Here is a 25,334-nt window from a genome sequence, read left to right as displayed (position 1 = left end):
TCGCACTGCGCCGATGGGAACACGAGAGTTCTGGGCAGTCGATACCGCCCAGAACTCTCTTGTTGCGAGCAAAGTACTCGGTGGTCGAAATCAGCCGAAGCGGCCTGAGATGTAATCCTCCGTGGCCTTCTGCGAAGGGTTGGAGAAGATCTTCTCGGTGTCGTCGATCTCGATCAGCTTGCCCGGCTTGCCCTGCGCCTCGAGGTTGAAGAAGCCGGTCTGGTCACTCACGCGCGCGGCCTGCTGCATGTTATGGGTGACGATGACGATGGTGAATTCTTTCTTCAGCTCGGTGATCAGGTCCTCGATCGCCAGGGTGGAGATCGGGTCCAGCGCCGAGCAGGGCTCGTCCATCAGCAGCACGTCGGGCGACACCGCGGTGGCACGCGCGATGCACAGACGCTGCTGCTGGCCGCCGGAGAGGCCGCCGCCCGGCTTGTCCAGGCGGTCCTTCACCTCGTTCCACAGGTTGGCGCCCCGCAGCGAGCGCTCGGCGACCTCGTCGAGTTCCTTCTTGTTGCGCACGCCCTGCAGCTTGAGTCCGGCCACCACGTTGTCCTTGATGGACATGGTGGGGAAGGGGTTCGGCCGCTGGAAAACCATACCGATGGTGCGGCGCACGCCGACCGGGTCGACCTGCGAGCCGTAGATGTCCTCGCCGTCCAGCAGAACCGCGCCCTCGACGCGAGCGTTCGGGGTTACCTCGTGCATGCGGTTGAGCGAACGCAGCACTGTGGACTTGCCACAGCCGGAGGGACCGATGAAGGCGGTCACGCTGCGCGGTAGCACATTCAGCGACACCTCGGATACGGCGTGGAACTTGCCGTAGAAGATGTTCAGATCTTTGACGTCGATCCGCTTGGCCATTTCGGTAATCCGTTCCGCTTCTATCGGTTCCGCGTGAGCAGCCGGTTGAGGACCGCCGCCGCCAGGTACAGGAAGGCGATGATGAGAATGAGCGTCAATGCCGCACCCCAGACGCGCTCCCGTCCTGCGGCTTCGGGATTGGCCAGCTCTTGGTAGATCAGCAACGGCAGCGACGCCATATTGCCGTCGAAGATGTTCATATTGATCGACTTGCTGTAGCCGACCAGCACCAGCACCGGAGCCGTCTCACCCATCACCCTGGCGATGGCCAGCAGAATGCCGCTGATCATGCCGGGCAGCGCGGTCGGCACCACGATCCGCAGAATCGTCTTCCACTTGGGAGTACCGAGGGCGTAGGAGGCTTCGCGCAGTTCGTCTGGCACCAGTTTGAGCATTTCCTCGGTACTTCGGACGACCACCGGCAGCATCAACAGCACCAACGCGAGCGAAACCGCCAAGGAGCTCTGGGGGAAGCCGAGCGTCGCGATCCACAGCGCGAAAATGAACAGCGCCGCGACGATCGACGGCACACCGGCCAGGATGTCGACCATGAATGTCGTGGTTCTGGCCAGCAGCCCGCGGCCGTACTCGACCAGATAGATCGCGGCCATGATTCCCAGCGGCACCGCGATCACCGTCGCGACGAGCGACTGCACGATGGTTCCGTAGATCGCGTGGTAGACGCCGCCCGCGAACTGATTAGGCAACACGCCCTTCATCGAGTTCTGCCACCAGTTCGTGTGGACTACCGCGTGGAAACCCTTGGTGACCACCAGGATCAGCACCCAGCCCAGCGGCACCAGCGCGATGGCGAACGACAGCCAAACCAATCCCGTCGCGATGTTGTTGCGCACCCGGCGCGCAACGCTCACCTGCCGGAAGGCCGGAGCCTTGATCGGCATGTCCAATGTTGACGTGGTCATCACCCGTTCACCCTTCCGCCCGCGGCCAGTCGCGCCAGCGCGTTCACGACGAAGGTCAGCGCGAACAGCACGAAGCCTGCCGCGATATACGCGCCGGTCGGCAGCGGATCGCTGAATTCCGCAGCGGCTGAGGCGATTTTGGACGCGAAGGTGTAACCGCCGTCGAATACGGACCAGTGCCCGGCCTGCGCGGCAGTCTTCAGCACGATCAGAACGGCGATCGTCTCACCGAGCGCTCGACCGAGGCCGAGCATCGCTCCTGCGATCATGCCGCTTCGCCCGTACGGCAGCACGGTCATCCGAACGACTTCCCATTTCGTCGCGCCGAGCGCCTGCGCCGCCTCGATGTGCGCGCGCGGTGTGAGGTTGAAGACCTCACGGCTGACCGACGTGATGATCGGCAGGATCATCACGGCGAGGACGACGCCCGCGGTGAAGATCGTGCCACCGCTGGCCAGTGGAATATTGCCGTCCGAGAACAGGAACAGCCATCCGAGTTCATTGTTCAAGAAGTTCTGCGTCGGCTCCAACTGCGGAGCGAGAACCAGAATCCCCCATAGACCGAACACGATCGAAGGAACCGCCGCGAGCAGATCTACGAGCACCGAAAACGGTCGAGCCAGCGTCTTCGGCGCGTAGTGCGTCAAGAACAACGCGATGCCGACACCGATCGGAACAGCCAGCACCAATGCGAAGATCGAACTGAGCACCGTCACCATCAACAGATCCCGGATACCGAACCGTAGGTGGTTGGCGTCCGAGGTGTTGAACTCTGCGCTGGTGAAGAAGTTCGCGTCGTTCGCCAATACCGAAGGCACCGCTCTGATCAACAGGAACAGCGCGATCAGGGCGATGGAGGCGACAATGATCGCTCCTGCCGTCGTCGCCAGCGAACGGAAGATGATCTCCGCACGCTGGCTGTGACGGCGACCGCCCGTGGTGGCCGGTTCGATGCTCGGCTTGTTCGGCATGTGCGCAGTATCTCCGCCCGGCCGCTGGTCGGTCGAGTCCGACGGTCCAGCGGCGGTAACTTCGTCGTGCACGGTCATCGGATTGCTATCAGGAGATGGCGTTGATGGCGGTGGTCAGCTTGGTCTTGAACTGCTCCGGGATCGGGATATACCCGGCCTCGTCCAGACCCTGCTGACCATTGCTGACCGCGGAGGTGAGGAATGCCTTCACCGCTGTGGTGGTAGCGGCGTCGCTGTACTTCGAGCACACGATCTCGTAGGTCGGCATCACGATCGGGTACGCCCCTGCCACCGACGGCTTGTAGAACGAGGAGGTGTCGATCACCAGATCATTGCCCTGGCCGGAGATCCGCGCCGACTCGATCGCCTTGCCCGCCGACTCGACGCTCAGCGCCACCGGATCCTTGCTCGCCGACGTGACGATCCGTGCGATCGACAGGTTCTGCGCCTTGGCGAAGGACCACTCGTTGTAGGTAATCGCGTTCTTGGTGCCCTTCACCGCGCCCGAGGTGCCCTCGTTGCCCTTCGAGCCCGCGCCGACACCACCGGCGAACGCCTTGCCGGCGCCCTTGCCCCACGCTCCGTCCGAGGCCGCGTCCAGGTAGAGCTGGAAGTTATCCGTGGTCCCGGACTCGTCGCTGCGGAAGATTACGGCGATCGGCTCGGACGGCAGCTTGGCGTTCGGGTTCAGCGCCTTGATCTCGGGAGCATCCCAGGTGGTCACAGCGCCGTTGAAGATCCTGGCAGCGGTCGGGCCGTCCAGCACGAGATCGGTCACACCGTCGATGTTGTAGGTGATCGCGACCGGGCCGAACACGGTCGGGAGGTTCCAAGCGGGCGACGCGCAGCGATCGGCGGCCTTCTTCGGCTCGTCCTTCTTCGAGCTCAGCGGCGAGTCGGAGCCACCGAAGTCGGTCTGGCCGCCGAGGAACTCGCTCACACCGGCGCCGGAGCCGCTCGACGTGTAGTTGAGCGTGGCATCGTCGCAGTTCTTCTCGTAAGCGGCGATGAACCGCTCCATCGCGTTCTTCTGCGCCGAGGAGCCACTGGCTTTGAGGGCCTCCTTGCCGCCACACGCGACGTCGACCTTGGCGACGTTGCTCATGTCGGTCGCGGTGTTGTCGTCGCTGCCACAGGCGGCGAGCGTCATCGCACCGACGGCAAGCACGCCCACAAGGGCGCTGCTGCGCTCGAGTTTCACTATTCCTCCGGAATGGTGTCCAACTCGCCCGGTCCCTCACCGGCCCGGACGGGTGCTGTGGTGCTGTTCGCGGGAACTTGTGCACCGGGCAGCGGCGTGCTGCCCTCCTTCAACCTAAAGTCACGTGGTTGACAGTTCGACCGACCTGAGTGAACAGAGAGTGAACAGCCCAGCGCTATCGCGGTCGCCGGGTGTGATGTTTGCCCTAGTTTTACTCGACGCCTGCCGCGCGGCGCCCACTATTCACTCTCGGCCACCGCGTAGGCGACGTCTACATGTGCGGGGGCGAATCCGAGGCGAGTGTAGGTCCGCACGGCGGCTGTGTTGTCGGCCTCGGTGTACAGCAACACCTCGGTAAGACCGCGGTCACGCAAATGGCGCAGGCCGGCCAGCGTGAGCAGACGGCCGAGTCCGCGGCCCTGCGCCACCGGGTCGACGCCGACCACGTAGACCTCACCGACCGGCGGGTTCTCCTCGTAATGCACTTTGGTCCAATGAAATCCGAGCAGGCGGTCGGGGTCACTCGCGTCGGCGACGAGGAGCAGTCCCTTCGGGTCGAACCAGGACTCCGCCCGGCGAACCTCGATGTCGCGTTCGGTCCATCCCCCTTGTTCGGGATGCCAATCGAAGGCGGCTTCGTTCACCCGCAGCACCTCCGCGTCGTCGGCGGGGCCGGCGTAGGTGCGCAGCACGATGCCGTCCGGCATCACCAGATCTGGTAGCTCAGGCGTTGCCAGAGCCCGTCGCATCTGCCACAGTTCCCGCGCCGTGCGGAGACCGAGCCGGGCCGCCACCGCAGCGGCGGCGGGCCGATCGCCATGCGCCCAGACCCGCGCGCCGGGGCCGCCTTCCGCGAGCGCGGCCGAGACCAGTTCGGTACCGATACCGTGTCCGCGGGCGGGCGGGTCCACGACCACCTCGGCCATCGCCGGGTGTTCGCCGTGTGCTGGAACGAGATTGGTGTAGCCGGTGAGCACACCATCGCGCAGCGCGAGCAGATGGCACGTGCCCGTGGCCTCGGACGAGGTCAGCGAGAGCACCGCCTGTTCCGAGATCGGCGCGACACCGTCGGAGGCGGCGGCTCGCTCGACCAGTTCACGAATCGCCCTCGCCGCGTTCGCATCCGGACGTTCGGTCCACTGTGTTGTCACGCCGCTCATCGGACTCCGCTCCTCGCGCCATCGGACCCCCTTCAGGAAACGTCATCGGTGCGGCCCGCATTTCTCCGTCGGCCGAACGACACGTGGTTACCACCGGACTACCGGAGATCACGCGGCGATCTGCCGACTCACTGCAAGGAGCCGTTGACCGGGGCGAGCGGCGAGTCGTCGGTGCCCTCGCTGTCGCCCTCCGGAAAGCTGACCGGCTCGCCCTTGGCCGCGGCGCGAGACGGTCGCACAGCCTTGTACCCGACGTTGCGGACCGTGCCGATCAGCGACTCGTACTCGCTGCCGAGCTTGGCGCGCAGCCGCCGCACGTGCACGTCGACCGTGCGGGTGCCGCCGAAGAAGTCGTAGCCCCACACCTCCTGCAGCAACTGCGCGCGAGTGAAAACCCGGCCCGCGTGCTGAGCGAGGTACTTCAGCAGCTCGAACTCCTTATATGTGAGATCGAGCGGGCGTCCACGCAGCCTCGCGGTGTAGGTGCCCTCGTCGATCACCAGCTCACCGAGGGTGATCTTGCCAGTGGCCTCCGGGCTCGCGACGCCGCCGTTGCGCCCGACCAGCAGCCGCAGCCTGGCGTCGAGTTCGGCGGGCCCGGTGCCGGGCAACAGGATGTCGTCGAGACCCCAGTCCGCGTTCACCGCGACCAGGCCGCCCTCTGTGACCACCGCGACCACCGGCACAGACGACCCGGTGCTGCCGAGCAGGCGGCACAGGCCGCGAGCCGCGGCCAGATCGGTACGTGCGTCCACCAAGGCGACATCCGCGGAGCCTGCCTCGAGCAGCGACGCCACTTCGGTGGGCACCGGACGGACATTGTGCGCGAGCAACCCCAGCGACGGCAACACCGACTCGGGGTTGGGGTCGGAGGTAAGCAGGAGCAGCTCCACAGCGCCTCCTCCCATCTCGTAGCTCCGTGGGCTCAGCGACTATTGCCCAAGTCGCTGATCACAGGTAATCGGATGCAAGATTAGCGCGCTGGTGCGAGTGACCTCGCGTTCCGGGTGCGTTACCCGCTCCGGGCGACTCCCGGAAGCTCCACAACGCAACGACAGATATCGTGCGTGCATGGGTAACTCACCGGGTACGGCCGAAACCCAGCCGAATACTCGACCGCCGGCCCACGAGGCAGCTCTCGCGGCACCCACGGCCGGCGAGAAACGCGGAGAGGCGGCCTAGCACATGCGCAAGCTGATCATCGGCCTGCTGTGTCTGGCGGGACTCGCGGTCGTCGTCGACTTCGGCACCGCGGCCTATTCGGAGTACCGCGTCTCACGCGCGCTGCGCGACGGCGCCGATCTCACCGCCGACCCCGAGGTGACGATCCACGGCTTCCCATTCGTCGGCCAGGCCTGGGACAGCCGCTACGACAACGTCGAGATCCGGGCGCGGGCCAAGCGCCTGGACATTCCCGGCGAGATCGCGCTGGAGGCGACGCTGACCGGCGTGCGGCTGCCGGTGGGCGAGCTGGTCGACGGCAGTCTGCGGGGAGTTCCGGTCGAGCGGGTGGACAGCAGGCTGCGGGTGGAGCCCACCGAACTCGGCAGGCTGTTCAACATCCCGGACCTACAGGTGCACTCACGTCCCGCCGACAAATCCGACGGAACCGGCGGATCGGGCGGATCCGGCATGACCACCACGGGCGCGCTGGTGCTCACCGGAACCCTTCCCGATACCCCCGGCGCCCATTTCGGTGGCGAAAAGGTGAGCGTGCAGGCCGATCTGCTGCTCGACGGCGACCAGGTGAAGATCGTGGCGACCGGCTTCTACCGCGGCGCCCCCGGCACCGAGACGACACCGATCGCGCTGATCACCGAGACCGATCGCCCTGCGGTGCTCGCCCGATTCACCCGTACCATCGATACGAAGGAGTTGCCGTTCGGTGTCCGGCCCACCAAAGTGTCCGCCCAGGGCGGGCAGATCGTGGTGGAGGGCAAGGGCGTGAACGTCACGATCGACCTCGACCGATTGCAGCGACCATGATCAACATCGCAATTCTGTCAGTAGTGCTGCTCGCCGCACTGGCGGTCGGCGTTCTGCTACGCCGTCGCGAAGGCAGAGTGCGCGCGGCGAACGTCAACGCCGACGGGATGTCCGACTCGACGCGCGCCGAGTTGCTCGCGGACGTCGGCGTGACCGGTTCCGGTCCGGCGGTGCTGCATTTCTCCGCCGAATGGTGCGGCCCGTGCTCCGCTGTTCGCCGGGTGGTTGCCAATGTCACAGAGCAGTTGGCGCGATCGCCGCAGCCGCCGCTGGATATCGAAGTGGACGTCGATGCCGAACCGGCGCTGGCGCGCGAACTGAACGTGCTCTCCCTGCCCACCACTTTCGTCTTCGACAGCGCAGGGCGGGAGCGGTTCCGGATCTCCGGCGTGCCGAAGGCCATGGATCTGCACTCCGCACTGGAGCCGCTCACCGTGGCCGCCTGAGCTGCGATGACAAGCCCCCCTGACGGCTATGACCCACCCCCGGTCCAATTCTCCCGCCGAATTGGGTAAACTGCTGTCGTGCTTTCCAACCACGAGCTGATGCTCACCCGACGCCGCACAGTGGATCTGTGTCGGCTCGGTGGTTGTTGCTGCCTGTGCCGCTGATCGGTCGGCTTCCCCGGATTTCCTGACGCCGACCTCTGTCTGCCGCGCGAGTGATCTCGTAGATCCCCCGGCGGACTGGCGACTTTCCAGTCATTCGACATTTTCAGCGCAGGAGTACGCACAATGTCCACCGATACCAGTAGCACTTCCCAAAATCTCGCCGATCGCGCCGCGCAAGTCGATGTCCGCGGTCCCCGGTTCACCGCCTGGGTCACTACCGTCGTCCTCGTTCTCGTCCTCCTCGCCGCCGTGTTCTCCCCAGCCGCCGCGGCGGTACTGATCGCCCTGCAGGCGATCGTCTTCGCCGTCGGCGCCGCCTTCGGTCCGCGCCGCCACCCGTACGGCCGGATCTACGCCACATTGGTCGCGCCGCGTCTTGCTCCCACCAGCGAGACCGAGCCGGTGGCCCCTCTGCGGTTCGCACAACTGCTCGGCTTCGTCTTCGCGGCCGTCAGCCTGCTGGGCTTCGCGCTCGGCTCCACAGTCGTCGGCGCGACATTCGCCGGCTTCGCCCTGTTCGCGGCGTTCCTGAACGCGGCGTTCGGGATCTGCCTGGGTTGCCAGATCTATCCGCTGGTCGCCCGCCTCCGCCGGACTGGTCCGGCTGGCGGTCCTCGCGAGTCCTCCGTGGCTACGCGAGCTGCCGCCTCCGCGCCTGACGCGCACACCGCCGGGTCCCCGGCATCGAACTGACCCTGCACGTCATCTCAGAAAGGAACACAATGGCTCGCTCCGATGTCCTGGTCTCCGTTGACTGGGCCGAAGAGAACCTCAACGCCCCCGGCGTCGTCTTCGTCGAGGTCGACGAGGACACCTCCGCCTATGACGGTGGGCACATCGAGGGTGCCGTCCGGCTCGACTGGAAGAAGGACCTGCAGGATCAGGTTCGTCGCGACTTCGTGAACCAGGAGCAGTTCTCCGACCTCCTGTCGGCGCGCGGCATCTCGAACGACGACGAGGTCGTCCTCTACGGCGGGAACAACAACTGGTTCGCCGCGTACGCCTACTGGTACTTCAAGCTGTACGGCCACAACAACGTCAAGCTGCTCGACGGTGGCCGCAAGAAGTGGGAGCTGGACGGCCGTCCGCTGTCGACCGCGGCCGTGGACCGCCCCGCCACCCAGTACAAGGCGTCCGCGCCCGACGTATCGATCCGGGCGTTCCGTGACGAGGTCATCGCGGCCATCGGCAGCAAGAACCTCGTCGACGTCCGTTCGCCGGACGAGTTCTCCGGCAAGATCCTGGCGCCCGCGCACCTTCCGCAGGAGCAGAGCCAGCGTCCCGGCCACATCCCCGGCGCCATCAACGTGCCGTGGAGTAAGGCCGCGAACGAGGACGGCACCTTCAAGTCCGACGCCGAGCTGACCGAGATCTACCAGGAAGCCGGCCTGGACGGCGAGAAGGACACCATCGCGTACTGCCGTATCGGTGAGCGTTCCTCGCACACCTGGTTCGTGCTGCAGGAGCTGCTCGGCCACCAGAATGTCAAGAACTACGACGGGAGCTGGACCGAGTACGGCTCCCTCGTCGGCGCACCGATCGCGTTGGGAGAGTAATCAACATGTGTGCAGCACCTACTCAAGGTCAGGCCATCCCGGCTGGGGTCGACGTGGAGAAGGAGACGGTCATCACCGGCCGTGTCCTGAGCATCGACGGTCAGCCGGTCGGCGGTGCATTCGTGCGCCTGCTCGACGGCAACGGTGATTTCACCGCCGAGGTCGTCGCCTCGGGCACCGGCGACTTCCGATTCTTCGCCGCTCCTGGCGTGTGGACCGTCCGGGCGCTGTCCTCCTCGGGCAACGGTTCCGCCGAGATCCGCCCCGAGGGCGCAGGCATCCACACCGTGGACGTCGCGGTCGCCAAGTAATCGACCGCACGCGAGCACACGGCCCCGGTCTTCCCATAGAGCGGTCGGACAGACGAACATCTCCGCCGCCGCTCAGAGCGCACGGACGGACGAACGTCCGACCGCCGCCAATGACGGGAAGCACCGGGGCCGTTTGCGTGTGGCGGCGCGGATGTCGTTACACTCCAAACGTGGTCGTCTTCTTCGAGATTCTGCTGGTGGCTGTAGCCGTACTGATCGGCTGGTTCGGCCTGTACGTCTTCTACCGGCTGTTCACGGAATCATGAGCGAACTCGCGAGCGAAGGTTCCAACCCGGCCGAGCGAGCGAGTGAACAACCGAACGGCAACGCTCCGGCCGACTCCCCTGGTCGCCTCGGCGGTGACCGGGTCGTCGCCGAGGCCGCAGAACGGGCGAAATCGACCGGCGCCCGCAACATTCCGGTCCTACCGGAGCTTCCGCTGCCCGACGACACCGCGAACCTGCGGCTCGGGCCCGACCTGAGTTCCTCGATGCTCGCGCTACTGCCGTTGGTCGGTGTGTGGCGCGGCGAAGGCGAGGGCAATGATCCTGAGCGCGGTGACTACCGGTTCGGCCAGCAGATTGTCGTCTCGCACGACGGCGGCGACTACCTCTGCTGGGAATCCCGTTCCTGGGTTATCGACTCCGACGGCGACTACAGCGGCCCCGACCTACGCGAAAGCGGTTTCTGGCGGGTCGGCATCGATGGCAACGACGAGGTCATCGAGCTGCTACTCACCCACAGCACCGGCATCGTCGAGCTGTTCTACGGTCAGGCCCTTACCCAGTCGTCCTGGGAACTGGCCACCGACGTGGTGATCCGCAGCCAATCGGGCATCGTGGTCGGCGGCGCCAAACGCCTCTACGGCATCGTCGAGGGCGGCGACTTGGCCTATGTCGAAGAACGGGTCGTAGCCGACGGGCCCCTCGAGCCCCACCTCTCGGCCCGCCTTAAGCGGTATATCGGCTGAGTCGTCGCAGGCAGCCGACGGAAAGCGGTCCGGTGGTGAGTTGCTTGCGGTGCTGCCAACACCGAGCACCGAATAGGGAACGACCCCCGAGCCATACCGGTGCGGCGTTACATCGCACGGGTCCGGTCGGACAGACCGGAGCTCGGGGGTCGGGTGACTGCCTGGATTTCGCTCAGCGCTCGCGCGGGCGGAATCCACCTGCAGCGGTGGCGCTAGCGGACAGCCACCTCACGTGTCCTATGAATAACCATTCTTCGAACCACCTCCTTCCTCGTGTACGAACGAATCTAGCGAGGTGTCAGCGCGTCGGCAACGGAATTTCTCGCTGAGCCGAAACAGACACGCCCTGAGCCAGAAAATCGGTTGTCACCTGGCCCGACGCGGCTACCCGTAGCACTGTGTCGGCTCGATGATCTTGTGGCAGTTGATGCGTGACGACAACCACGGTCCGGTCCGGTCCGACGAGGCCGCTTTCGGCGTCCAGCAGATCCCGCAGCAGGCAGGCACCGGCTTCGGCCTCGAGATGCTCGGTCGGTTCGTCGAGCAGCAACACTCGGGCCGGCGCGACGAGGGCGCGGGCGAGCAGAATGCGGCGGCGCTGGCCGCCCGAGACGGCGGCCGCTCCCCCGACCAGGTCGGTGTGCACGCCGTCCGGCAGAGTATCCAGCCAGTTGCCGAGACCCACTGCGCGCACGGCGGCTTCGGCCTCCGCGACGGTGAGATCGCCGCGGGCGACGCGCAGATTCTCCAGGACGGAAGTGCCGAACAGGTGCGCGTCCTCGGCGAAGAAGGTGACACCGGGACGGGGAGTGTCGAACAGTCCCGCCCATGCCATCAGCAAGGTGGTCTTCCCGGCACCGCTCGGGCCGACGACGGCGACCCTGCGCCCCTCCGGCAACTCCACCGCGGCACGACCATCATCCGACCGACCGACCACAGCCGCCGCGGCAGGGCCGCAGTCGGGCCGATCGGTCCCCGGCGAGCCGATGCTCCATGGGCCGCGGGCAGCCGGTTCACCTTCGAAGGGGACCAGGCGATGCAGCGCCGCGCGGGCGGTTGTCAGCGCCTGTGCCGCCGCGGGCAGCGGGCCGACCGCCTCGAAAGCCGAGAGTGGCAGCAAGACGAGCACGACCAGTGCCATCGGGGTCATCGCACCTGCCGTCCCGCCGTGCGGGCCGTAGAGCGTGATACCGATCAGCAGGGCACCGAGGACGCTGACGCCGATCGAGAGTGGCGTGGCCGCTGCCGACCACGCGCCGCGCGAGGCCGCGGTGTCTTCCGCGGCGACGGCCCGGCGCGACGCGTCCGCGGCGGCGCTCATGGCAGCGTCCAGGCGCCCGGCAACACGCAGCTCGGGCGCGTGGTCGAGGACCGTGAGGGCCTGCGCGGTGAACTCGGCACGGTCCGCGCGCACGGCACGTTCTGCCGCGCCGGCCGCTCTGGCCGACAGCCACGGTGCGACGATGCCCGACAGCGCAAGCGCCCCGGCCAGTATCACGGCCGCACCCACCGAGATGGTCGCCAGCAGGCCCACCGCCGCGACGGCAAGCACGACGGCGACCGCGACGGGCACGAACGCACGCACCACGACCGCGCCGAGATCGTCGATATCACTGCCGATCCGCACGAGGAGATCCCCCCTGCGTGGCGGAGTGGGACCACTACTGCTCGACCGCTCCGCTACCGCACCGCAGGCCACATCGTTCACTGCGGCCCGGCCGACACTCGCCTCAACAGACACACCCGACCGCAGTCGCTCGGAGTCGCTGCCGGAAATCCCCGGCCTGCGCAGCCAGAAGTCGGAACGGGCCAGCATGCGGTAGACCGTTGTACGCGCCGTTGTCATGGCCCGCAGTGCGACATCGTGGGTGGTGAGGCGTTCGAGGTAGCGGCACAGGCCGCGGGAGATGCCGAGTGCGCGCACCGTGACGACAGCAATGCTCAGATCGAGCACCGGCGGCATCTGCCAGGCGCGGGCGATGAGCCAGGCGGCCAGTGCCGCGAGACCGAGGCCGCTGCCCAGCGCGAGCACGCCCCATGCGATCGCCACCGTGACCCGCCAGGGAGGCAGCTCCAGCAGCGCCCACACTCGGCGCAGGTCGCCGAGCAGGGTGCTGCCGGCACCGCGCGGAGCGGTCCGCGCCGTGCCCGTCGCCGCACGCCTGCTTTCCGGCCCGCGCCGGCCTCGATGTGTGTCGCGAAAGAAATCTCGGGTAAACGGCGCGTTCATCGAGCTACCGCCGCTCCGTGATCGGCACGCACCTGGACGACGTAGTCGGCTGCGGCGAGCACCATGGGGTGATGTCCGATGACGACTACCGTCGCGCCCGCGCGCGCCCGCTCCCGCAGCGCCGCGAGCACGGTCGAAGCGCTCGCGGCGTCCAGGTGCGCGGTCGGCTCGTCGAGCAGCAGGATCGGGCGGTCGGCGGCGAGTGCCCTGGTCAGCGCGAGACGTTGGCGCTGACCGAGCGACAGACCCACGCCGCCGGGACCGACCACGGTGTCCCAGCGGGCGGGCAGATCGTCGAGCACGGAATCGAAACCGGTAGCGGCACAGGCCGCTTCGAGGTCGTCGAGAACGCGGGCCGGCCCGCGTGTGGCCGGACGCACGGCTCGTGCGCCGAGCAGCTCGAGATTGTTCCGCAGTGTTCCCGGTACCAGCACCGGTCGCTGCGGAAGCCACGCCACGCGCGCCCACCAGCGGTCCGGGTCGAGGTCGCGTACGTCGACGCCGTCGCAGGTCACCGAGCCACGCTCCGGCGCGAGGAGACCGAGGATCGCCTGCACCGCCGACGATTTTCCGCTGCCGTTGGGGCCGGTCAGCACGGTGACCGCGCCAGGCCGCAAAACAGCCGACAGCCCCGCGGGAGCGGCCCCGTCGCGCGCCCGGAGCGACAGGTCCCGCAGCTCGATCGATCCGGCGGCCCAATCGTCCGGTGCGAAACCACCGGACGTATCCGACGCGTCGGGTGCCGACTCGAGGACGGCGAATGCCTTGTCCGCGGCCGCCATTCCGTCCTGTGCGGCATGGAAACGCTCGCCGACCATCCGAAGCGGCAGATACACCTCCGGGGCCAGCACGAGAACGACCAGGCCCGCGTACAAACTCATCTCGCCGGACACGAGACGCAGCCCGATGGAGACCGCGATCAGCGCCACGCTCAGGGTCGCGAGCATCTCCAGCACCATCGAAGACAGGAAGGCGACGCGCAGGGCACGCATAGTGCGCTGCCGCAGCGCCTCGCCGAGATCCCGCACGCGATACCGCATGGTGCCCGCACCGCTCGCCGGCGAACTCGAACCGTCGCCATGATGCCGAACTTGCCAGGAAGGCTCTGCCGAAAAGGATTCCGCGGTGGTGATTTCCCGGCCGAGCGCTTGCAGCGTCGGCATTCCTGCGAACAGATCGAGCAATTGATCCGAAAGCCGGGTCGTCGCCGTGAGCGTGGCCTCGGCCCGACCCTGTGTCAGCAACCCGATGAGGATCATGAACACCGGGATCAGCGGCAGCGTGAGCACCACGATCACGCCGGAGGTCAGGTCGTGCAGCGCGATGACGGCCAGCACGATCGGCGGGACGAGGACCGCGAGCAGGAGGGCGGGCAGATAGCCGACCAGGTAGCCGCGCAGTCCGGACAGCCCGGTGCCGACGACTACCGCCAATTCCGTACGGCGAGTATCGAGTTCGCGCGGAGTCAACCGCGCGCCGGCGGCGAGTACCGCGGTTTCCAGCTCCGCCACCACGCTCGCGCCCGCCCGGTGCGCCAGCCTGGACTGGATCCACGTGGCGAGCACCCGGCCCACGATTGCAAGGCCGAGCACGGCTAGCTCGAGCGTCCACGCGCTCAGGGTGCGGCGGCCGGGGTCGGTGACAGCTCCCGCGAGGACCCGTCCGAGCATGACCGCCGCGACCGCGATCGAACCGGTGATCACCAGCGACAGCGCGATGCTCAGCATCAGGTAGCGGCGGGCCGAGCGGGCGTACCGCCACAGGCGCGGATCGATCGGAGGACGGGCCATGGCGTCAGTCCTTCACGGGTCCCAGCGGAAGGCCGACCGGAGCGGGGATCTGCTCGACTGTGATCCGCTTCCGGAACACCCAGTACGTCCAGCCCTGGTAGACCAGCACAACCGGGGTAACGAGCACCGCCGCCCAACTCATCACCTTCAGGGTGTAGGGCGTCGAAGAGGCGTTGTGGATGGTCAGGTCGAACGCTGAATCGAGGGTCGAGGGAAGCACATTCGGGAACAGCGCCCCGAACAGCAGCGCGGTGGCGGCCGCCACGGTCACCGTGGTCCCGGTGAATGCCCACCCGTCGCGGTGGCCGAGATCGGCCGCCACCGCGGTAGCGAGCCCGAGCACGGCCAGCGCCAAAGGAATCCAGGTCCATTCGGTGCCGTAGGCAAGCTGGGTCCACAGCCCGAACGCGCCGACCGCGACCGTGGCGGGCACCAGGAGTAGCCGGGCCGTGCGTCGCGCGTCGTCACGCACTTCCCCATCGGTCTTGAGCACCAGGAACATCGCGCCGTGCAGCGCGAACAGCAACCCCGTCACCAACCCGCCGAGCAAGGCGTACGGCCCGAGCAGATCCCACACCGTGCCCGCGAACTGCTTCTTCTCGTTCAGCGGAACCCCGTGCACCACATTGGCGAACACCCAGCCCCAGGCGATGGCCGGTATCCAGGAACCGATGCCGATGCCGAAGTCGCAGCGGGCACGCCAGCGCGGATCGTTGATCTTGCCGCGGTATTCGATGGCGCAGATGCGCAGGATCAGCGCGACGAGCAGCAGCAGCAGCGCGAGGTAGAAGCCGGAGAACAGGCTGGCGTACCACTCCGGGAAGGCCGCGAACATCGCGCCGGCCGCAGTCAGCAGCCAGACCTCGTTGGCGTCCCACACGGGCCCGATCGTGTTGAGCACCACGCGCCGTCGCGCGTCGGATCCCTTGCCGAGCGTCGGCATGAGCATGCCGACGCCGAAGTCGAAGCCCTCCAGTACGAAGTAGCCGGTGAACAGCACGCCGATCAGCACGAACCAGAACTCTTGCACACTCATCGCCAGCTCCTGGATTGCCTCGAACAAACTTGTCGGTGGTCTGGTGGAAGTGAACTCGACGAAGCAGGGACCTCCGCAAGACAACAGCAAGAGACACTCGCGAAGGAGGGTGCCGAACAAGTTCGGCACGCTTCAGTAAGCGAACGAAAGCTGCTCAACGTCTTCGACACGGGAGCGGCCTCCTTCCTGCGTGTCGTCATCCGGTTCGCCAGCACTGGGCCGCCGGATAGCCGTGGGCGCTTCGGGTCCTGCGGTCACGTACCGGCGCATCAGGTAGAACCACACCGCCGCCAGCGCGCCGTACACCAGCGTGAAGGTGATCAGCGAGAAGAGCACGACGCCGGGTGAATGGTTCGAGACACCCTGCTGGACAGTGAGTCGCAGGTTCGGATCACCGGTCGGATTCGGAACGACAACCCAGGGCTGGCGGCCCATCTCGGTGAACACCCAGCCGGCGCTGTTGGCCAGGAACGGCGTTGGGATGACGAGCAGACTCAGCCAGGAGAACCAGCGCTGGTCCGGTACTCTGCCGCGGCGCGTGAGCCAGAGCCCGGCAAGCGCGAGCAGCGCCGCGCCCGCCGACAGGCCGATCATGGCGCGGAAGGACCAGTAGGTGACGAACAGGTTCGGCCGGTAGTCGCCGACCCCGAACCGCTCGTTGTAGGTTTTCTGCAAGTCGACAACGCCGTCCAGCGTCACGCCGGTGAACTCGCCCTCGGCCAGCCACGGCAGCACGTACGGCACTTCGAGCACATGCGTGACGCTGTCGCAGTTGTTGTGCGTACCAACGGTGAGAACCGAGAAGTCGGGGTCGGTCGCGGTGTGGCACAACGACTCCGCCGAGGCCATCTTCATCGGCTGCTGCTCGAACATCAGCTTGCCCTGGACGTCGCCGGTGTAGACCAGCGCGGCCAGCGACACCAGAATCACCCAGATGCCCGCCCGCGCCGCGGGTCGCCACATCGTGCGCGCCTCGGCCTGCTTCGCGTCGTCGCCGCCGCGCGCGTTGCGCACCATCCACCAGCCCGCGATGCCGGCGACGAAAGTGCCTGCGGTGAGGAAGGATCCGGCGACGACGTGCGGGAAGGCCGCCAACGTCGTGTTATTGGTGAGCACCGCGACGATGCTGTCGAGTTCCGCACGTCCGGTCGCCGGGTTGTACCTGGCGCCGACCGGATGCTGCATGAACGAGTTGGCGGCGACGATGAAGTACGCAGAGGCGTTCACACCGATCGCGACCATCCACATCGCGCCGAGGTGGACAAGTTTCGGCAATCGGGTCCAGCCGAAGATCCACAGCCCCAGGAAGGTCGACTCCATGAAGAAGGCGACCAGGCCCTCCAGCGCGAGCGGGGCGCCGAACACGTCACCGACGAAACGGGAGTATTCACTCCAGTTCATCCCGAACTGGAATTCCTGCACGATGCCGGTCGCGACACCGAGCGCGAAGTTGATCAGGAACAGCTTGCCGAAGAACTTGGTCAGCCGCAGCCAGTGCTCCTTGCCGGTGATCACCCACGCCGTCTGCATGGCGGCCACCAGCGGTGCGAGCCCGATGGTCAGCGGCACCAGGAGGAAGTGATAGACGGTCGTGATGCCGAACTGCCATCGGGAGATGTCCAAGGCGTTCAAGCCGGCCTCCTGCATATCTACGACGTGACGTAGTAAGACTACGCCGGAGACAGCCGAGAACAATGAGTCCTAGACCACGCCACACCGGAACCTGTGCCAGATTTCGCCGTATTGCCGTGCTCGCCGCCAACCGCGCCCGTCCGAGTGGGACGGAGATCACGAAGCGGCGGTACAGCGAGGTGGCACCACCGTCGCCTTCGCTGACGCGACAAGTGATCTCACCAGCACATGGGTAACTCGTCGGGTACGCCCAATACTCGAGCGGCACCCAACGCAGGACCTGAACATGAATCGCGCGTTACCCGACTAAGTACGGCCTGAAGACCCGGAGAGGCGGAACAGTCACCAGTCGCCTATCGCTCCTGCTCGCTCGATACCGCGATTCACCAGCGCGATGATCTCCGCGGCGTTGTCCGGCGCGGACATCCGCAGTCCGTCCAGCGAGTTCACCCGCGCCGCGAGCGAGATGCTGGACAGCATCCAGACGCTGTCGCAGGTGAGCAGATCGGCCGTGAAAAGCGATTGGTAGCGGCATTCCCAGCCCGCCTTCTCGGCCTCCACGAACAGGGAACGCTGGGTGACCCCGGGGAGCACGCCGTTCTTCGCGGGCGGTGTGATCAGTTGCTTGTCGCGCGCGATCACCACAGTGGACCGCGGGCCCTCCAGCACCCGGTTCTCGGTGCTGGTGAAGATCACGTCGTCCGCGCCCATCCGCGCGGCGAACCGCAGGGCCGCCATGTTGCTTGCGTAGGACAGCGTCTTGGCGCCGAGCAGCTGCCACGGCGCCGCCTGGGCGAGGTCGATCGAGATGCCACGGGACAGTGTCACCACGGAAACGCCTTCGGCGCGGGCCTTCTCCACCCGATCGGGCACCGGAAGCACCAGCACGAAAGCCGTGGGCACCGGAACCGCGGCGGCGAGATCACCGGTCTTCACCTTGTCCGGCGTGCCGGACAAGGTGGAGTCGCGACCGCGGGTGAGCACCAGCCGCATCAACCCCTCGCACTCGCTGCCCCATTCCTTCACGGCGGTCTCGATCGCCTCCCGCCATTTCCCCAGCTCCGGCTCGGGCAGATCCAACGCCTGTGCGGAACGACGCAGCCTGCCTAGATGAAATTCGATCGCGCACGCGTTCCCGGCACGCAGCAGCACGGTTTCGAAGACACCGTCGCCACGCAATACGCCGATATCGTCCGCAAATAACAACGGCGCGTCCGAATCTCGGACCACGCCATCGAGTGTTACAAGAACTCGATCCACCATGGGGAGAGCGTAGGCGGTGCGAGCGCACCATGCCCGTCGCATGGCCGACTTCGCAGCACCTTTTATCGAGGTTCACCGCGCGGCCGCGTGGAATGCTCGCCCGATGCCGACTCGCTCTGTCGAAAAGCAGGTCGACAGCCCGGTTGGCACACCGCGTTCCGACCGCGCCTAGAGTGAGAAAGGTGTCCGTGGTCGTAGCGCCCAGCCCCATCCTCAGCACGTCGGGAGCCGTCGCGGGAGCGCCGGGTACGCCCGATGCCGCCGTCGCATGGCATTACGGTGATCCGTTCGGTGAACAGCGTGCCGCCGTCGAGCGCGCGGCGATCGTGGACCGCTCACACCGTTTCGTCCTGCGCATCACCGGCGCGGAGCGGCTCACCTGGCTGCACACCATTTCCAGTCAACATGTCGCGGCGCTCGCCGACGGGCGGTCGGCGGAGAACCTGGACCTCGACCTGAACGGCCGGGTGCTGCACCACTTCGTGGTCACCGAACTGGACGCCACCGTCTGGATCGACACCGAGGCCGAGCATGGTCCCGATCTGCTCGCCTTCCTGCAGAGGATGGTGTTCTGGGCCGACGCCCAGCCCGTCGAGGCAACCGACCACGCGGTGCTGAGTCTGCTCGGACGTCAGGTCGCCGACCTGACCGAGGCGCTCGGCGTGGCCGCCCTTCCCGGCGTCTACGAGGCGACGCCGCTGCCCGGAGGCGGCTTCCTGCGCCGGATGCCGTGGCCGACGGCGGACTCCTTCGACCTGGCGATCCCGCGCGACCAACTGCCGGACCTGTGGACCCGGCTCACCGCGGCGGGCGCCACACCTGCGGGCATGTGGGCTTTCGAGGCGCTGCGCGTCGCGGCCGTGCGCCCCCGGATCGGACTCGACACCGACGAGCGGACCATCCCACACGAGGCCCACTGGATCGGCGGCGTAGCCGAACAGGGAGCGGTCCATCTCGATAAAGGCTGCTATCGCGGCCAGGAGACCGTCGCCAGGGTGCACAACCTGGGCAAGCCACCGCGGCAGCTGTTGCTGCTGCATCTGGACGGCTCGGCCGACGAGCGACCGGCCACCGGCGCCGACGTCACCGCGGGCGGCCGCGTGGTCGGCCGACTCGGCACGGTGGTCGATCACTACGAACTCGGACCGATCGCGCTCGCCCTGATCAAACGGGCGGTTCCAGCCGACACCGCGCTGTCCGCGGGCCCGGTCGCGGCGGCCATCGACCCCGATTCGGTTCCCGCCGACGACGCACCGCAGGCAGGCCGACTGGCGGTCGACCGGCTGCGCGGGCGCTGACCCACCGATGACGACCCGATGCGACGCGGGCTGCTCGACGCCCACCGACATCCCGACCCGCGCAGGGCGAACTCCCCGCACGCTACGAGAGGAGCAGTGCCATGCGTGTCGGTGACTCCGGAGAGGTCCTCGCGGCGTGCGTGGTGCACGCCGATCTGACGGTGCCTGGCCGGGTCGGTCGCACTGCGATCGACAAGCGCCCGGTGCCGGGCCGGGTCGCGGTACGCAGTCTCGGCTTGGACGGCGATCACGTGTGCAACACAAAGCATCACGGCGGCGTACACCAGGCCGTCTACGCCTACTCCCACGCCGACGCCCGCAGCTGGAGCGCGGAACTCGGCCGGGAGTTGCCCGCAGGCTGGTTCGGCGAGAACCTCCGCATCGCCGGGCTCGCGGTCAGCGACGCGGTGATCGGCGCACGCTGGTCTATCGGAGACACTCTGCTGGAGGTGAGCGCGCCGCGCGTGCCGTGCTCGACATTCCAGCATTGGAGCGGAGAACAACAGTGGGTGAAGCGGTTCACGCTGCGCAGCGACACGGGCGCCTATCTGCGGGTGCTCACCGAGGGCACGATCGGCGCGGGTGACCGGGTGTCGGTGGAGTACGTCCCCGACCACGGCGTCACCGTCCGCGACCTGTTCACCGGCGCCGATCTCGACCTGCTCGCGATCCTGCTCGCCGACGAGCCGACCATCTCCGACGACGTGCGTGCGCAGATCGAACGACACGCGCGCAGGCATACCGCCGCCGCACTGGCCACCGCCCGCCGGGACGCGGCGACCAGTACCGACGAACTCGGCACGGGAGCGCAATTGTGAGTGTGGAACTGGTCGAAGTCGTCCGTTCCGGCTTCCGCGAGTGCGTGCACCGCGGCTCGGTGGTGGTGCTCGACGACGCGGGCGAGCCGACTGTCGCGCTCGGCGAGGTGCACCTGCCGATCTTTCCGCGCTCCACGAACAAGCCGATGCAGGCGATCACCCTGCTGCGGAATGGTTTCGAACCGGTCGACGACGCCGAGCTGGCCATCGCGACCGCCTCGCACTACGGCGAGCCGGACCACATCGCCCTGGTGCGCAGGCTGCTCGAACGCTTCGGTTTCGACGAGAAATCCCTCGAATGCCCGCCCGACCTGCCGTCCGACGAGCGCGCCCGCGCGGCCGTGCTCACCGGCGCGCAGGAGCCGCGCCGCATCTACATGAATTGCTCCGGTAAGCACGCGGCGATGCTCGCGACCTGCGCGATCAACGGCTGGCCGACCGAGGGCTACCTGGACGAGGCCCATCCGCTGCAGCAGGCGATCATCGCCACGATCGCCGATCTGACCGGCGAGCCGGAGACCGATCTGGGCATCGACGGCTGCGGATTGCCGATCATCCCGGTCTCGCTGGTGAACCTGGCCCGGGTGTTCGCGACTATGGCGACGGCCGAGCCCGGCTCCCCGGAACGCCGGGTCGCCGACGCCATCCGAGCCCATCCGCGAGTGATTTCCGGCACGAACGGACCCGATCTGCTTGCCATGCGGGCCACCCCCGGACTGGTGTGCAAGATCGGCGCGGATGGCGTGCACGCGGGAGCGCTGCCGGACGGATCGGCCTTCGCCTACAAGATCGAAGACGGCCACGACCGGGCCCGAATACCTCTGACGCTGGCCATTTTGCATCGATTGGGGGTCGACTGGACCGAGGCGCATGCGGAGCTGGCGGCCCCCGCGGTCCTCGGCGGCGGCGCCCGAGTCGGTGTGATCCGCGCGATTCCCGGGGTCGTATAGCGATTCCCCAGAGGCGACAACCGGGCAAACGGCAACGGTTCCGGAGATCTTCACCCACTCCTGGAAGCGAGACCGCCGGACACACGCTAAAGTGTCTGTCAGGAAGAGTATTAATTCGAACGGGGCCGCCACCAAACCCCAGGCCGCCCCGCAGTGACGCGAGGGGGTCAGCCATGGGCCGTGGCCGGGCTAAGGCAAAGCAGACCAAGGTCGCACGGGAGCTGAAGTACAGCTCGCCGTCGACCGACTTCGCGAGCCTTCAGCGCGAGCTCTCCGGAAGCCCCACCTCCCAGCGGAGCGGTGGTGTGCTGTCCGATGAGCACGACGCGGACGAATCCTTGTCCCGCTGGGAACAGGACGACTACGACGACTGGCGCCGCTGACTCGGATGAACGTCTGAAGGGGGAGGCCGACGGGCCTCCCCCTTCGAGCGTTCTCGCGAGTTGACGGACTGGCGCCGAAAAGGCTTGCAATACACCAAAGTCCCGCATCGGATGATGATGCGGGACTCTGGTGTGTCTTCCACCGCTGTCAGAACCGTGGGTGCTCACCGATCAGGACGGCACGCGCGGCGTCGGCGTCCTTCGCCTTCTTGACCGTGCCCAACGTCCAGCACTCGATGTGTCGCGCGGTCAGCACGGCGAGCGCCCGGTCGACGTCCTCCGGGGCGACGACTGCGACCATGCCGACTCCCATGTTGAATGTCTTCTCCATCTCGGCCCGCTCCACCCGGCCGCGCTGCGCGATCATCTTGAACACCGACGCCGGGTTCCAGGTGCCGCGGTCCAGCTCGGCCACCATGCCGGGGGGCACTACCCTGGCCAGGTTGGCCGCCAGCCCGCCGCCTGTGACGTGTGCGAAGGTGCGCACGTCGGTCTCGGGGATCAGCGCGAGGCAGTCCTTGGCGTAGATCCTGGTCGGCTCGAGCAGCTCCTCGCCGAGGGTGCGACCGAATTCCTCGACGTACCCCGTCAGCGACATGCGGTCGATGTCGAGCAACACCTTGCGGGCCAGGCTGTAGCCGTTGGAGTGCAGCCCGGAGGACCCCATCGCGATCACGACGTCGCCGGAGCGGACCCGGTCCGGGCCGAGCACCGCATCGGCCTCGACCACGCCGACACCTGTCGCGGACAGGTCGTAGTCGTCCGGGTCCATCAGGCCGGGATGCTCGGCGGTCTCACCGCCGAGCAGCGCGCAACCCGCGCGCACACAGCCCTCGGCGATGCCGGAGACGAGTTCGGCGACCTTCTCCGGGACGACTTTGCCGATGGCGATGTAGTCCTGCAGGAACAGCGGTTCCGCGCCGCACACTACGAGGTCGTCCACCACCATCGCGACCAGGTCCAAGCCGATCGTGTCGTGCTTGTCCATCGCCTGCGCAACCGCGATCTTGGTGCCGACGCCGTCGGTGGAGGCAGCGAGCAGCGGCTCACGATAGCCTCCCTTCAGCGCGAACAGTCCGGCGAAACCGCCGAGGCCGCCTTGCACCTCGGGCCGGGTCGCCTTCTTCGCCAATGGTCCGAACAACTCGACTGCGCGGTCACCTGCCTCGATGTCCACGCCGGCCGCGGCGTACGAGGCACCACCACTGGGGGTCTGTTCAGTCATTTTCGGGGAGAGCTCCAAACCGAATCGGCGGATAGATGCCTGCTCACGCTACCGGAGTCGGATAACGACCCCGCACCGGTGTTGGCTCACCCTCTTGACAATCCGGCCGAGCGAACCGTAATACGGGCCAGCAGCCCGCGGCATTCGCGCTGAACAGTCCAGATGCCCTGACCCGGCGGCGCTGCTCCAACGGGTCGGGCACCGCGGCCACCGGCTGCCGCGTGTACTCCAGCCACGGCGTCTCGGGAGCAGATCGCCGCCTGGCTGCCGGTCTTGTGCATGGTCTGGGCTCGGCGACGCAGTCGCCTACGGTGGGTCGCGGAACCGAAGCGTCACCAGATCGGCCTCAGCTTCCGCTGGGAACCAACGGCGATGTCTTTGCCGCGTTCACGGACGGCTCAGCGCGCTCGCATTCGCATTCTCGCTCAGCAGCGCCGATTCCGACTGGCCGGTCAGCATGCCTTCGAGCACATTCTTGCCGATGGCGGCCTCGGTGGGCAGTGGGATCGGGTAGTCGCCGTCGAAGCACGCGCAGCACAGCCGGGAGCGCGGCTGCTCGGTCGCGGCGATCATGCCTTCGGTGGAGATGTAGCCGAGCGTGTCGGCGCCGACCGACCGGCGCACGCCCTCGACCATGTCCTCGAAACTGCCTTCCGTGCCGGCGCCGTTGGCGATCAGCTCCGCCCGCGAGGCGAAGTCGATGCCGTAGAAGCACGGCCACTTCACCGGCGGCGAGGCGATCCGCACGTGGATCTCCAGCGCGCCCGCCTCACGCAGCATCCGGATCAGCGCGCGCTGGGTGTTGCCGCGGACGATCGAGTCGTCCACGACGATCAGGCGCTTGCCGCGGATGACCTCGCGCAGCGGGTTGAGCTTGAGCCGGATGCCCAACTGACGGATGGTCTGGCTCGGCTGGATGAAGGTGCGCCCGACGTAGGCGTTCTTCATCAGCCCCTGGCCGTAGGGAACTCCCGAACCCTGTGCGTACCCGACGGCGGCCGGGGTGCCGGACTCCGGCACCGGAATCACCAGATCCGCCTCGACCGGGTGCTCTTTCGCGAGGCGGCGACCGATCTCCACCCGGGTGGCGTGCACGGAGCGGCCCGCGATGGCGCTGTCCGGCCTGGCCAGATACACGTACTCGAAGACGCAACCCTTCGGCTCGGGGTTGGCGAATCGCATCGATCGCACGCCATCGGCATCGATCGCCAGCAGTTCGCCCGGCTCGATCTCGCGCACGAACGCGGCGCCGACGATGTCCAGCGCGGCGGTCTCACTGGCAACGACCCAGCCGCGCTCCAGCCTGCCGAGGCAGAGCGGCCGTACGCCGTGCGGGTCGCGCGCAGCGTACAGGGTGTGCTCGTCCATGAAGGTGAGGCAGAACGCGCCCTTCAGGGTGGGCAGCAGTTCCATGGCGGCCTGCTCGATGCTGGAGTCCGCCGCGGCGTGCGCGAGCAGCGCGGTCACCACGTCCGAATCCGAGGTCGCCGCGGCGGGCTGCGGACGCCCATCCCGGACGGTGGCGGCGAGCAGACCGAGTTCTCTTGCGCGGCCGGCCAATTCGGCAGTGTTGACCAGATTGCCATTGTGTCCCAAAGCAAGTCCGGAACCGACCGCGGTGGTACGGAAGATGGGCTGGGCGTTCTCCCAGGTCACTCCCCCGGTGGTGGAGTAGCGACAATGACCGACGGCGATGTGGCCCGGCATCGCGGCCAGCGTCTGCTCGTCGAACACTTGGCTGACCAGACCGAGATCCTTGAACACGAGGATCTGCGACCCGTCCGACACCGCGATGCCCGCGGCCTCCTGCCCACGGTGCTGCAATGCGTATAAGCCGTAATATGTGAGCTTGGCCACTTCCTCGCTCGGCGCCCAGACTCCGAAGACACCACACTCCTCGCGTGGCTCGTTCTCGTCCACGTCCACGTCCGGGGCGGCGTAAACCGGGGTGGCGGAAGTGCTGTCGACCGGCAGTTCGGCGTTGGTCACCGTTTGCTCCCTGTTCGGGCGGGCTGGGGGCGTCCTTCAGTCTACGGGTGAATGCCCGCGGACGATCACCGTCACCGCATCCGAGCAGCGATCCGCCCGGTATACCTACAGATTTCCGACACCCACAACTGTTACCGTGCGGCCGTGACGACTACGGACGACGC

Annotated in this window: 23 protein-coding genes; 10 read left to right on the top strand and 13 right to left on the bottom strand. The window is 67.2% G+C overall.

All coding sequences use genetic code 11. The features are described 5' to 3' along the window. Positions 1–90 precede the first annotated feature (90 nt). From pstB to AB0H00_RS08790, 6 genes are all read right to left on the bottom strand, one after another. The gene (pstB, locus tag AB0H00_RS08815) at positions 91–867 is read right to left on the bottom strand and encodes a phosphate ABC transporter ATP-binding protein PstB (protein ID WP_357263087.1); all 777 of its coding nucleotides are present in this window, start codon (positions 865–867) and stop codon (positions 91–93) included. A 20-nt stretch (positions 868–887) separates the two neighbouring features. Next, on the bottom strand, positions 888–1,790 hold the full coding sequence (pstA, locus tag AB0H00_RS08810; RefSeq protein ID WP_357263084.1) for a phosphate ABC transporter permease PstA: 903 nt from the start codon (positions 1,788–1,790) through the stop codon (positions 888–890). Next, complete coding sequence (gene pstC, locus AB0H00_RS08805) at positions 1,790–2,761, bottom strand: phosphate ABC transporter permease subunit PstC (RefSeq protein WP_357263469.1); 972 nt, start codon at positions 2,759–2,761, stop codon at positions 1,790–1,792. The genes pstA and pstC overlap by 1 nt, the downstream gene beginning before the upstream one ends. 88 nt (positions 2,762–2,849) lie before the next feature. Beyond that, the gene (gene pstS / locus AB0H00_RS08800) at positions 2,850–3,962 is read right to left on the bottom strand and encodes a phosphate ABC transporter substrate-binding protein PstS (RefSeq protein WP_357263081.1); all 1,113 of its coding nucleotides are present in this window, start codon (positions 3,960–3,962) and stop codon (positions 2,850–2,852) included. 239 nt (positions 3,963–4,201) lie between these two features. Beyond that, positions 4,202–5,122, bottom strand: coding sequence for a mycothiol synthase (gene mshD / locus AB0H00_RS08795; RefSeq protein WP_357263078.1), 921 nt, complete (start codon positions 5,120–5,122; stop codon positions 4,202–4,204). 128 nt (positions 5,123–5,250) lie between these two features. Continuing rightward, positions 5,251–6,015, bottom strand: coding sequence for a response regulator transcription factor (locus AB0H00_RS08790; protein WP_357263075.1), 765 nt, complete (start codon positions 6,013–6,015; stop codon positions 5,251–5,253). Positions 6,016–6,307: 292 nt separating this feature from the next. Here AB0H00_RS08790 and AB0H00_RS08785 point away from each other — a divergent pair, with 292 nt between their 5' ends. The 6 genes from AB0H00_RS08785 to AB0H00_RS08760 all read left to right on the top strand — a co-directional run bounded on the left by AB0H00_RS08785 (position 6,308) and on the right by AB0H00_RS08760 (position 10,556). Continuing rightward, entirely contained in the window at positions 6,308–7,108 is an 801-nt protein-coding gene (locus tag AB0H00_RS08785) for an LmeA family phospholipid-binding protein (RefSeq protein WP_357263072.1), read from the top strand. After that, a complete protein-coding gene (locus AB0H00_RS08780; RefSeq protein ID WP_357263069.1) occupies positions 7,105–7,554 on the top strand; it encodes a thioredoxin family protein in 450 nt (149 codons plus the stop codon). Before AB0H00_RS08785 ends, AB0H00_RS08780 begins: the two co-directional genes overlap by 4 nt. A gap of 288 nt (positions 7,555–7,842) precedes the next feature. Then, complete coding sequence (locus AB0H00_RS08775) at positions 7,843–8,412, top strand: DUF4395 domain-containing protein (RefSeq protein ID WP_357263067.1); 570 nt, start codon at positions 7,843–7,845, stop codon at positions 8,410–8,412. A gap of 29 nt (positions 8,413–8,441) precedes the next feature. After that, entirely contained in the window at positions 8,442–9,275 is an 834-nt protein-coding gene (locus tag AB0H00_RS08770) for a sulfurtransferase (RefSeq protein ID WP_357263064.1), read from the top strand. Positions 9,276–9,280: 5 nt separating this feature from the next. Further along, on the top strand, positions 9,281–9,586 hold the full coding sequence (locus tag AB0H00_RS08765; protein ID WP_357263061.1) for a DUF1416 domain-containing protein: 306 nt from the start codon (positions 9,281–9,283) through the stop codon (positions 9,584–9,586). Between the two features lie 262 nt (positions 9,587–9,848). Further along, a complete protein-coding gene (locus AB0H00_RS08760) occupies positions 9,849–10,556 on the top strand; it encodes an FABP family protein (RefSeq protein ID WP_357263058.1) in 708 nt (235 codons plus the stop codon). 298 nt (positions 10,557–10,854) lie between these two features. Here AB0H00_RS08760 and cydC read toward each other — a convergent pair whose 3' ends face one another. The 5 genes from cydC to AB0H00_RS08735 form a co-directional block, all read right to left on the bottom strand. Continuing rightward, positions 10,855–12,786 carry a thiol reductant ABC exporter subunit CydC gene (gene cydC, locus AB0H00_RS08755; protein ID WP_357263055.1) on the bottom strand — a complete coding sequence of 644 codons (1,932 nt, stop codon included), beginning with the start codon at positions 12,784–12,786 and terminating at the stop codon, positions 10,855–10,857. Next, complete coding sequence (locus AB0H00_RS08750) at positions 12,783–14,576, bottom strand: ATP-binding cassette domain-containing protein (protein WP_357263052.1); 1,794 nt, start codon at positions 14,574–14,576, stop codon at positions 12,783–12,785. Before AB0H00_RS08750 ends, cydC begins: the two co-directional genes overlap by 4 nt. Positions 14,577–14,580: 4 nt before the next feature. After that, the gene (gene cydB / locus AB0H00_RS08745; RefSeq protein WP_357263050.1) at positions 14,581–15,612 is read right to left on the bottom strand and encodes a cytochrome d ubiquinol oxidase subunit II; all 1,032 of its coding nucleotides are present in this window, start codon (positions 15,610–15,612) and stop codon (positions 14,581–14,583) included. A gap of 132 nt (positions 15,613–15,744) precedes the next feature. Then, entirely contained in the window at positions 15,745–17,244 is a 1,500-nt protein-coding gene (locus AB0H00_RS08740; RefSeq protein ID WP_357263047.1) for a cytochrome ubiquinol oxidase subunit I, read from the bottom strand. Between the two features lie 342 nt (positions 17,245–17,586). Then, positions 17,587–18,507, bottom strand: a complete 921-nt coding sequence (locus tag AB0H00_RS08735; RefSeq protein WP_357263044.1) for an aminodeoxychorismate lyase — start codon at positions 18,505–18,507, stop codon at positions 17,587–17,589. Between the two features lie 182 nt (positions 18,508–18,689). On the opposite strand from AB0H00_RS08735, the gene AB0H00_RS08730 reads away from it, so the two are divergent. From AB0H00_RS08730 to AB0H00_RS08715, 4 genes are all read left to right on the top strand, one after another. Further along, a complete protein-coding gene (locus AB0H00_RS08730; RefSeq protein WP_357263041.1) occupies positions 18,690–19,805 on the top strand; it encodes a folate-binding protein in 1,116 nt (371 codons plus the stop codon). A 101-nt stretch (positions 19,806–19,906) separates the two neighbouring features. Continuing rightward, the gene (locus AB0H00_RS08725) at positions 19,907–20,623 is read left to right on the top strand and encodes an MOSC domain-containing protein (protein ID WP_357263038.1); all 717 of its coding nucleotides are present in this window, start codon (positions 19,907–19,909) and stop codon (positions 20,621–20,623) included. Further along, a complete protein-coding gene (locus AB0H00_RS08720; protein WP_357263035.1) occupies positions 20,620–21,573 on the top strand; it encodes an asparaginase in 954 nt (317 codons plus the stop codon). Before AB0H00_RS08725 ends, AB0H00_RS08720 begins: the two co-directional genes overlap by 4 nt. A 173-nt stretch (positions 21,574–21,746) precedes the next feature. Further along, positions 21,747–21,956: a DUF3073 domain-containing protein gene (locus AB0H00_RS08715; protein ID WP_357263033.1), complete on the top strand. Its 210-nt coding sequence runs from the start codon at positions 21,747–21,749 to the stop codon at positions 21,954–21,956. 148 nt (positions 21,957–22,104) lie between these two features. On the opposite strand, the gene purM is transcribed toward AB0H00_RS08715, so the two are convergent. Further along, positions 22,105–23,181, bottom strand: a complete 1,077-nt coding sequence (gene purM / locus AB0H00_RS08710) for a phosphoribosylformylglycinamidine cyclo-ligase (protein ID WP_357263030.1) — start codon at positions 23,179–23,181, stop codon at positions 22,105–22,107. 387 nt (positions 23,182–23,568) lie between these two features. Continuing rightward, the gene (purF, locus tag AB0H00_RS08705) at positions 23,569–25,170 is read right to left on the bottom strand and encodes an amidophosphoribosyltransferase (protein ID WP_357263027.1); all 1,602 of its coding nucleotides are present in this window, start codon (positions 25,168–25,170) and stop codon (positions 23,569–23,571) included. Between the last annotated feature and the right edge of the window lie 164 nt (positions 25,171–25,334).

This window comes from Nocardia sp. NPDC023852, from assembly GCF_040639505.1.
Taxonomy (GTDB): Bacteria; Actinomycetota; Actinomycetes; order Mycobacteriales; family Mycobacteriaceae; genus Nocardia.
The sequence above is the reverse complement of the archived record's forward strand: the minus strand, read 5'-3'. Positions and strand labels throughout refer to the sequence as shown.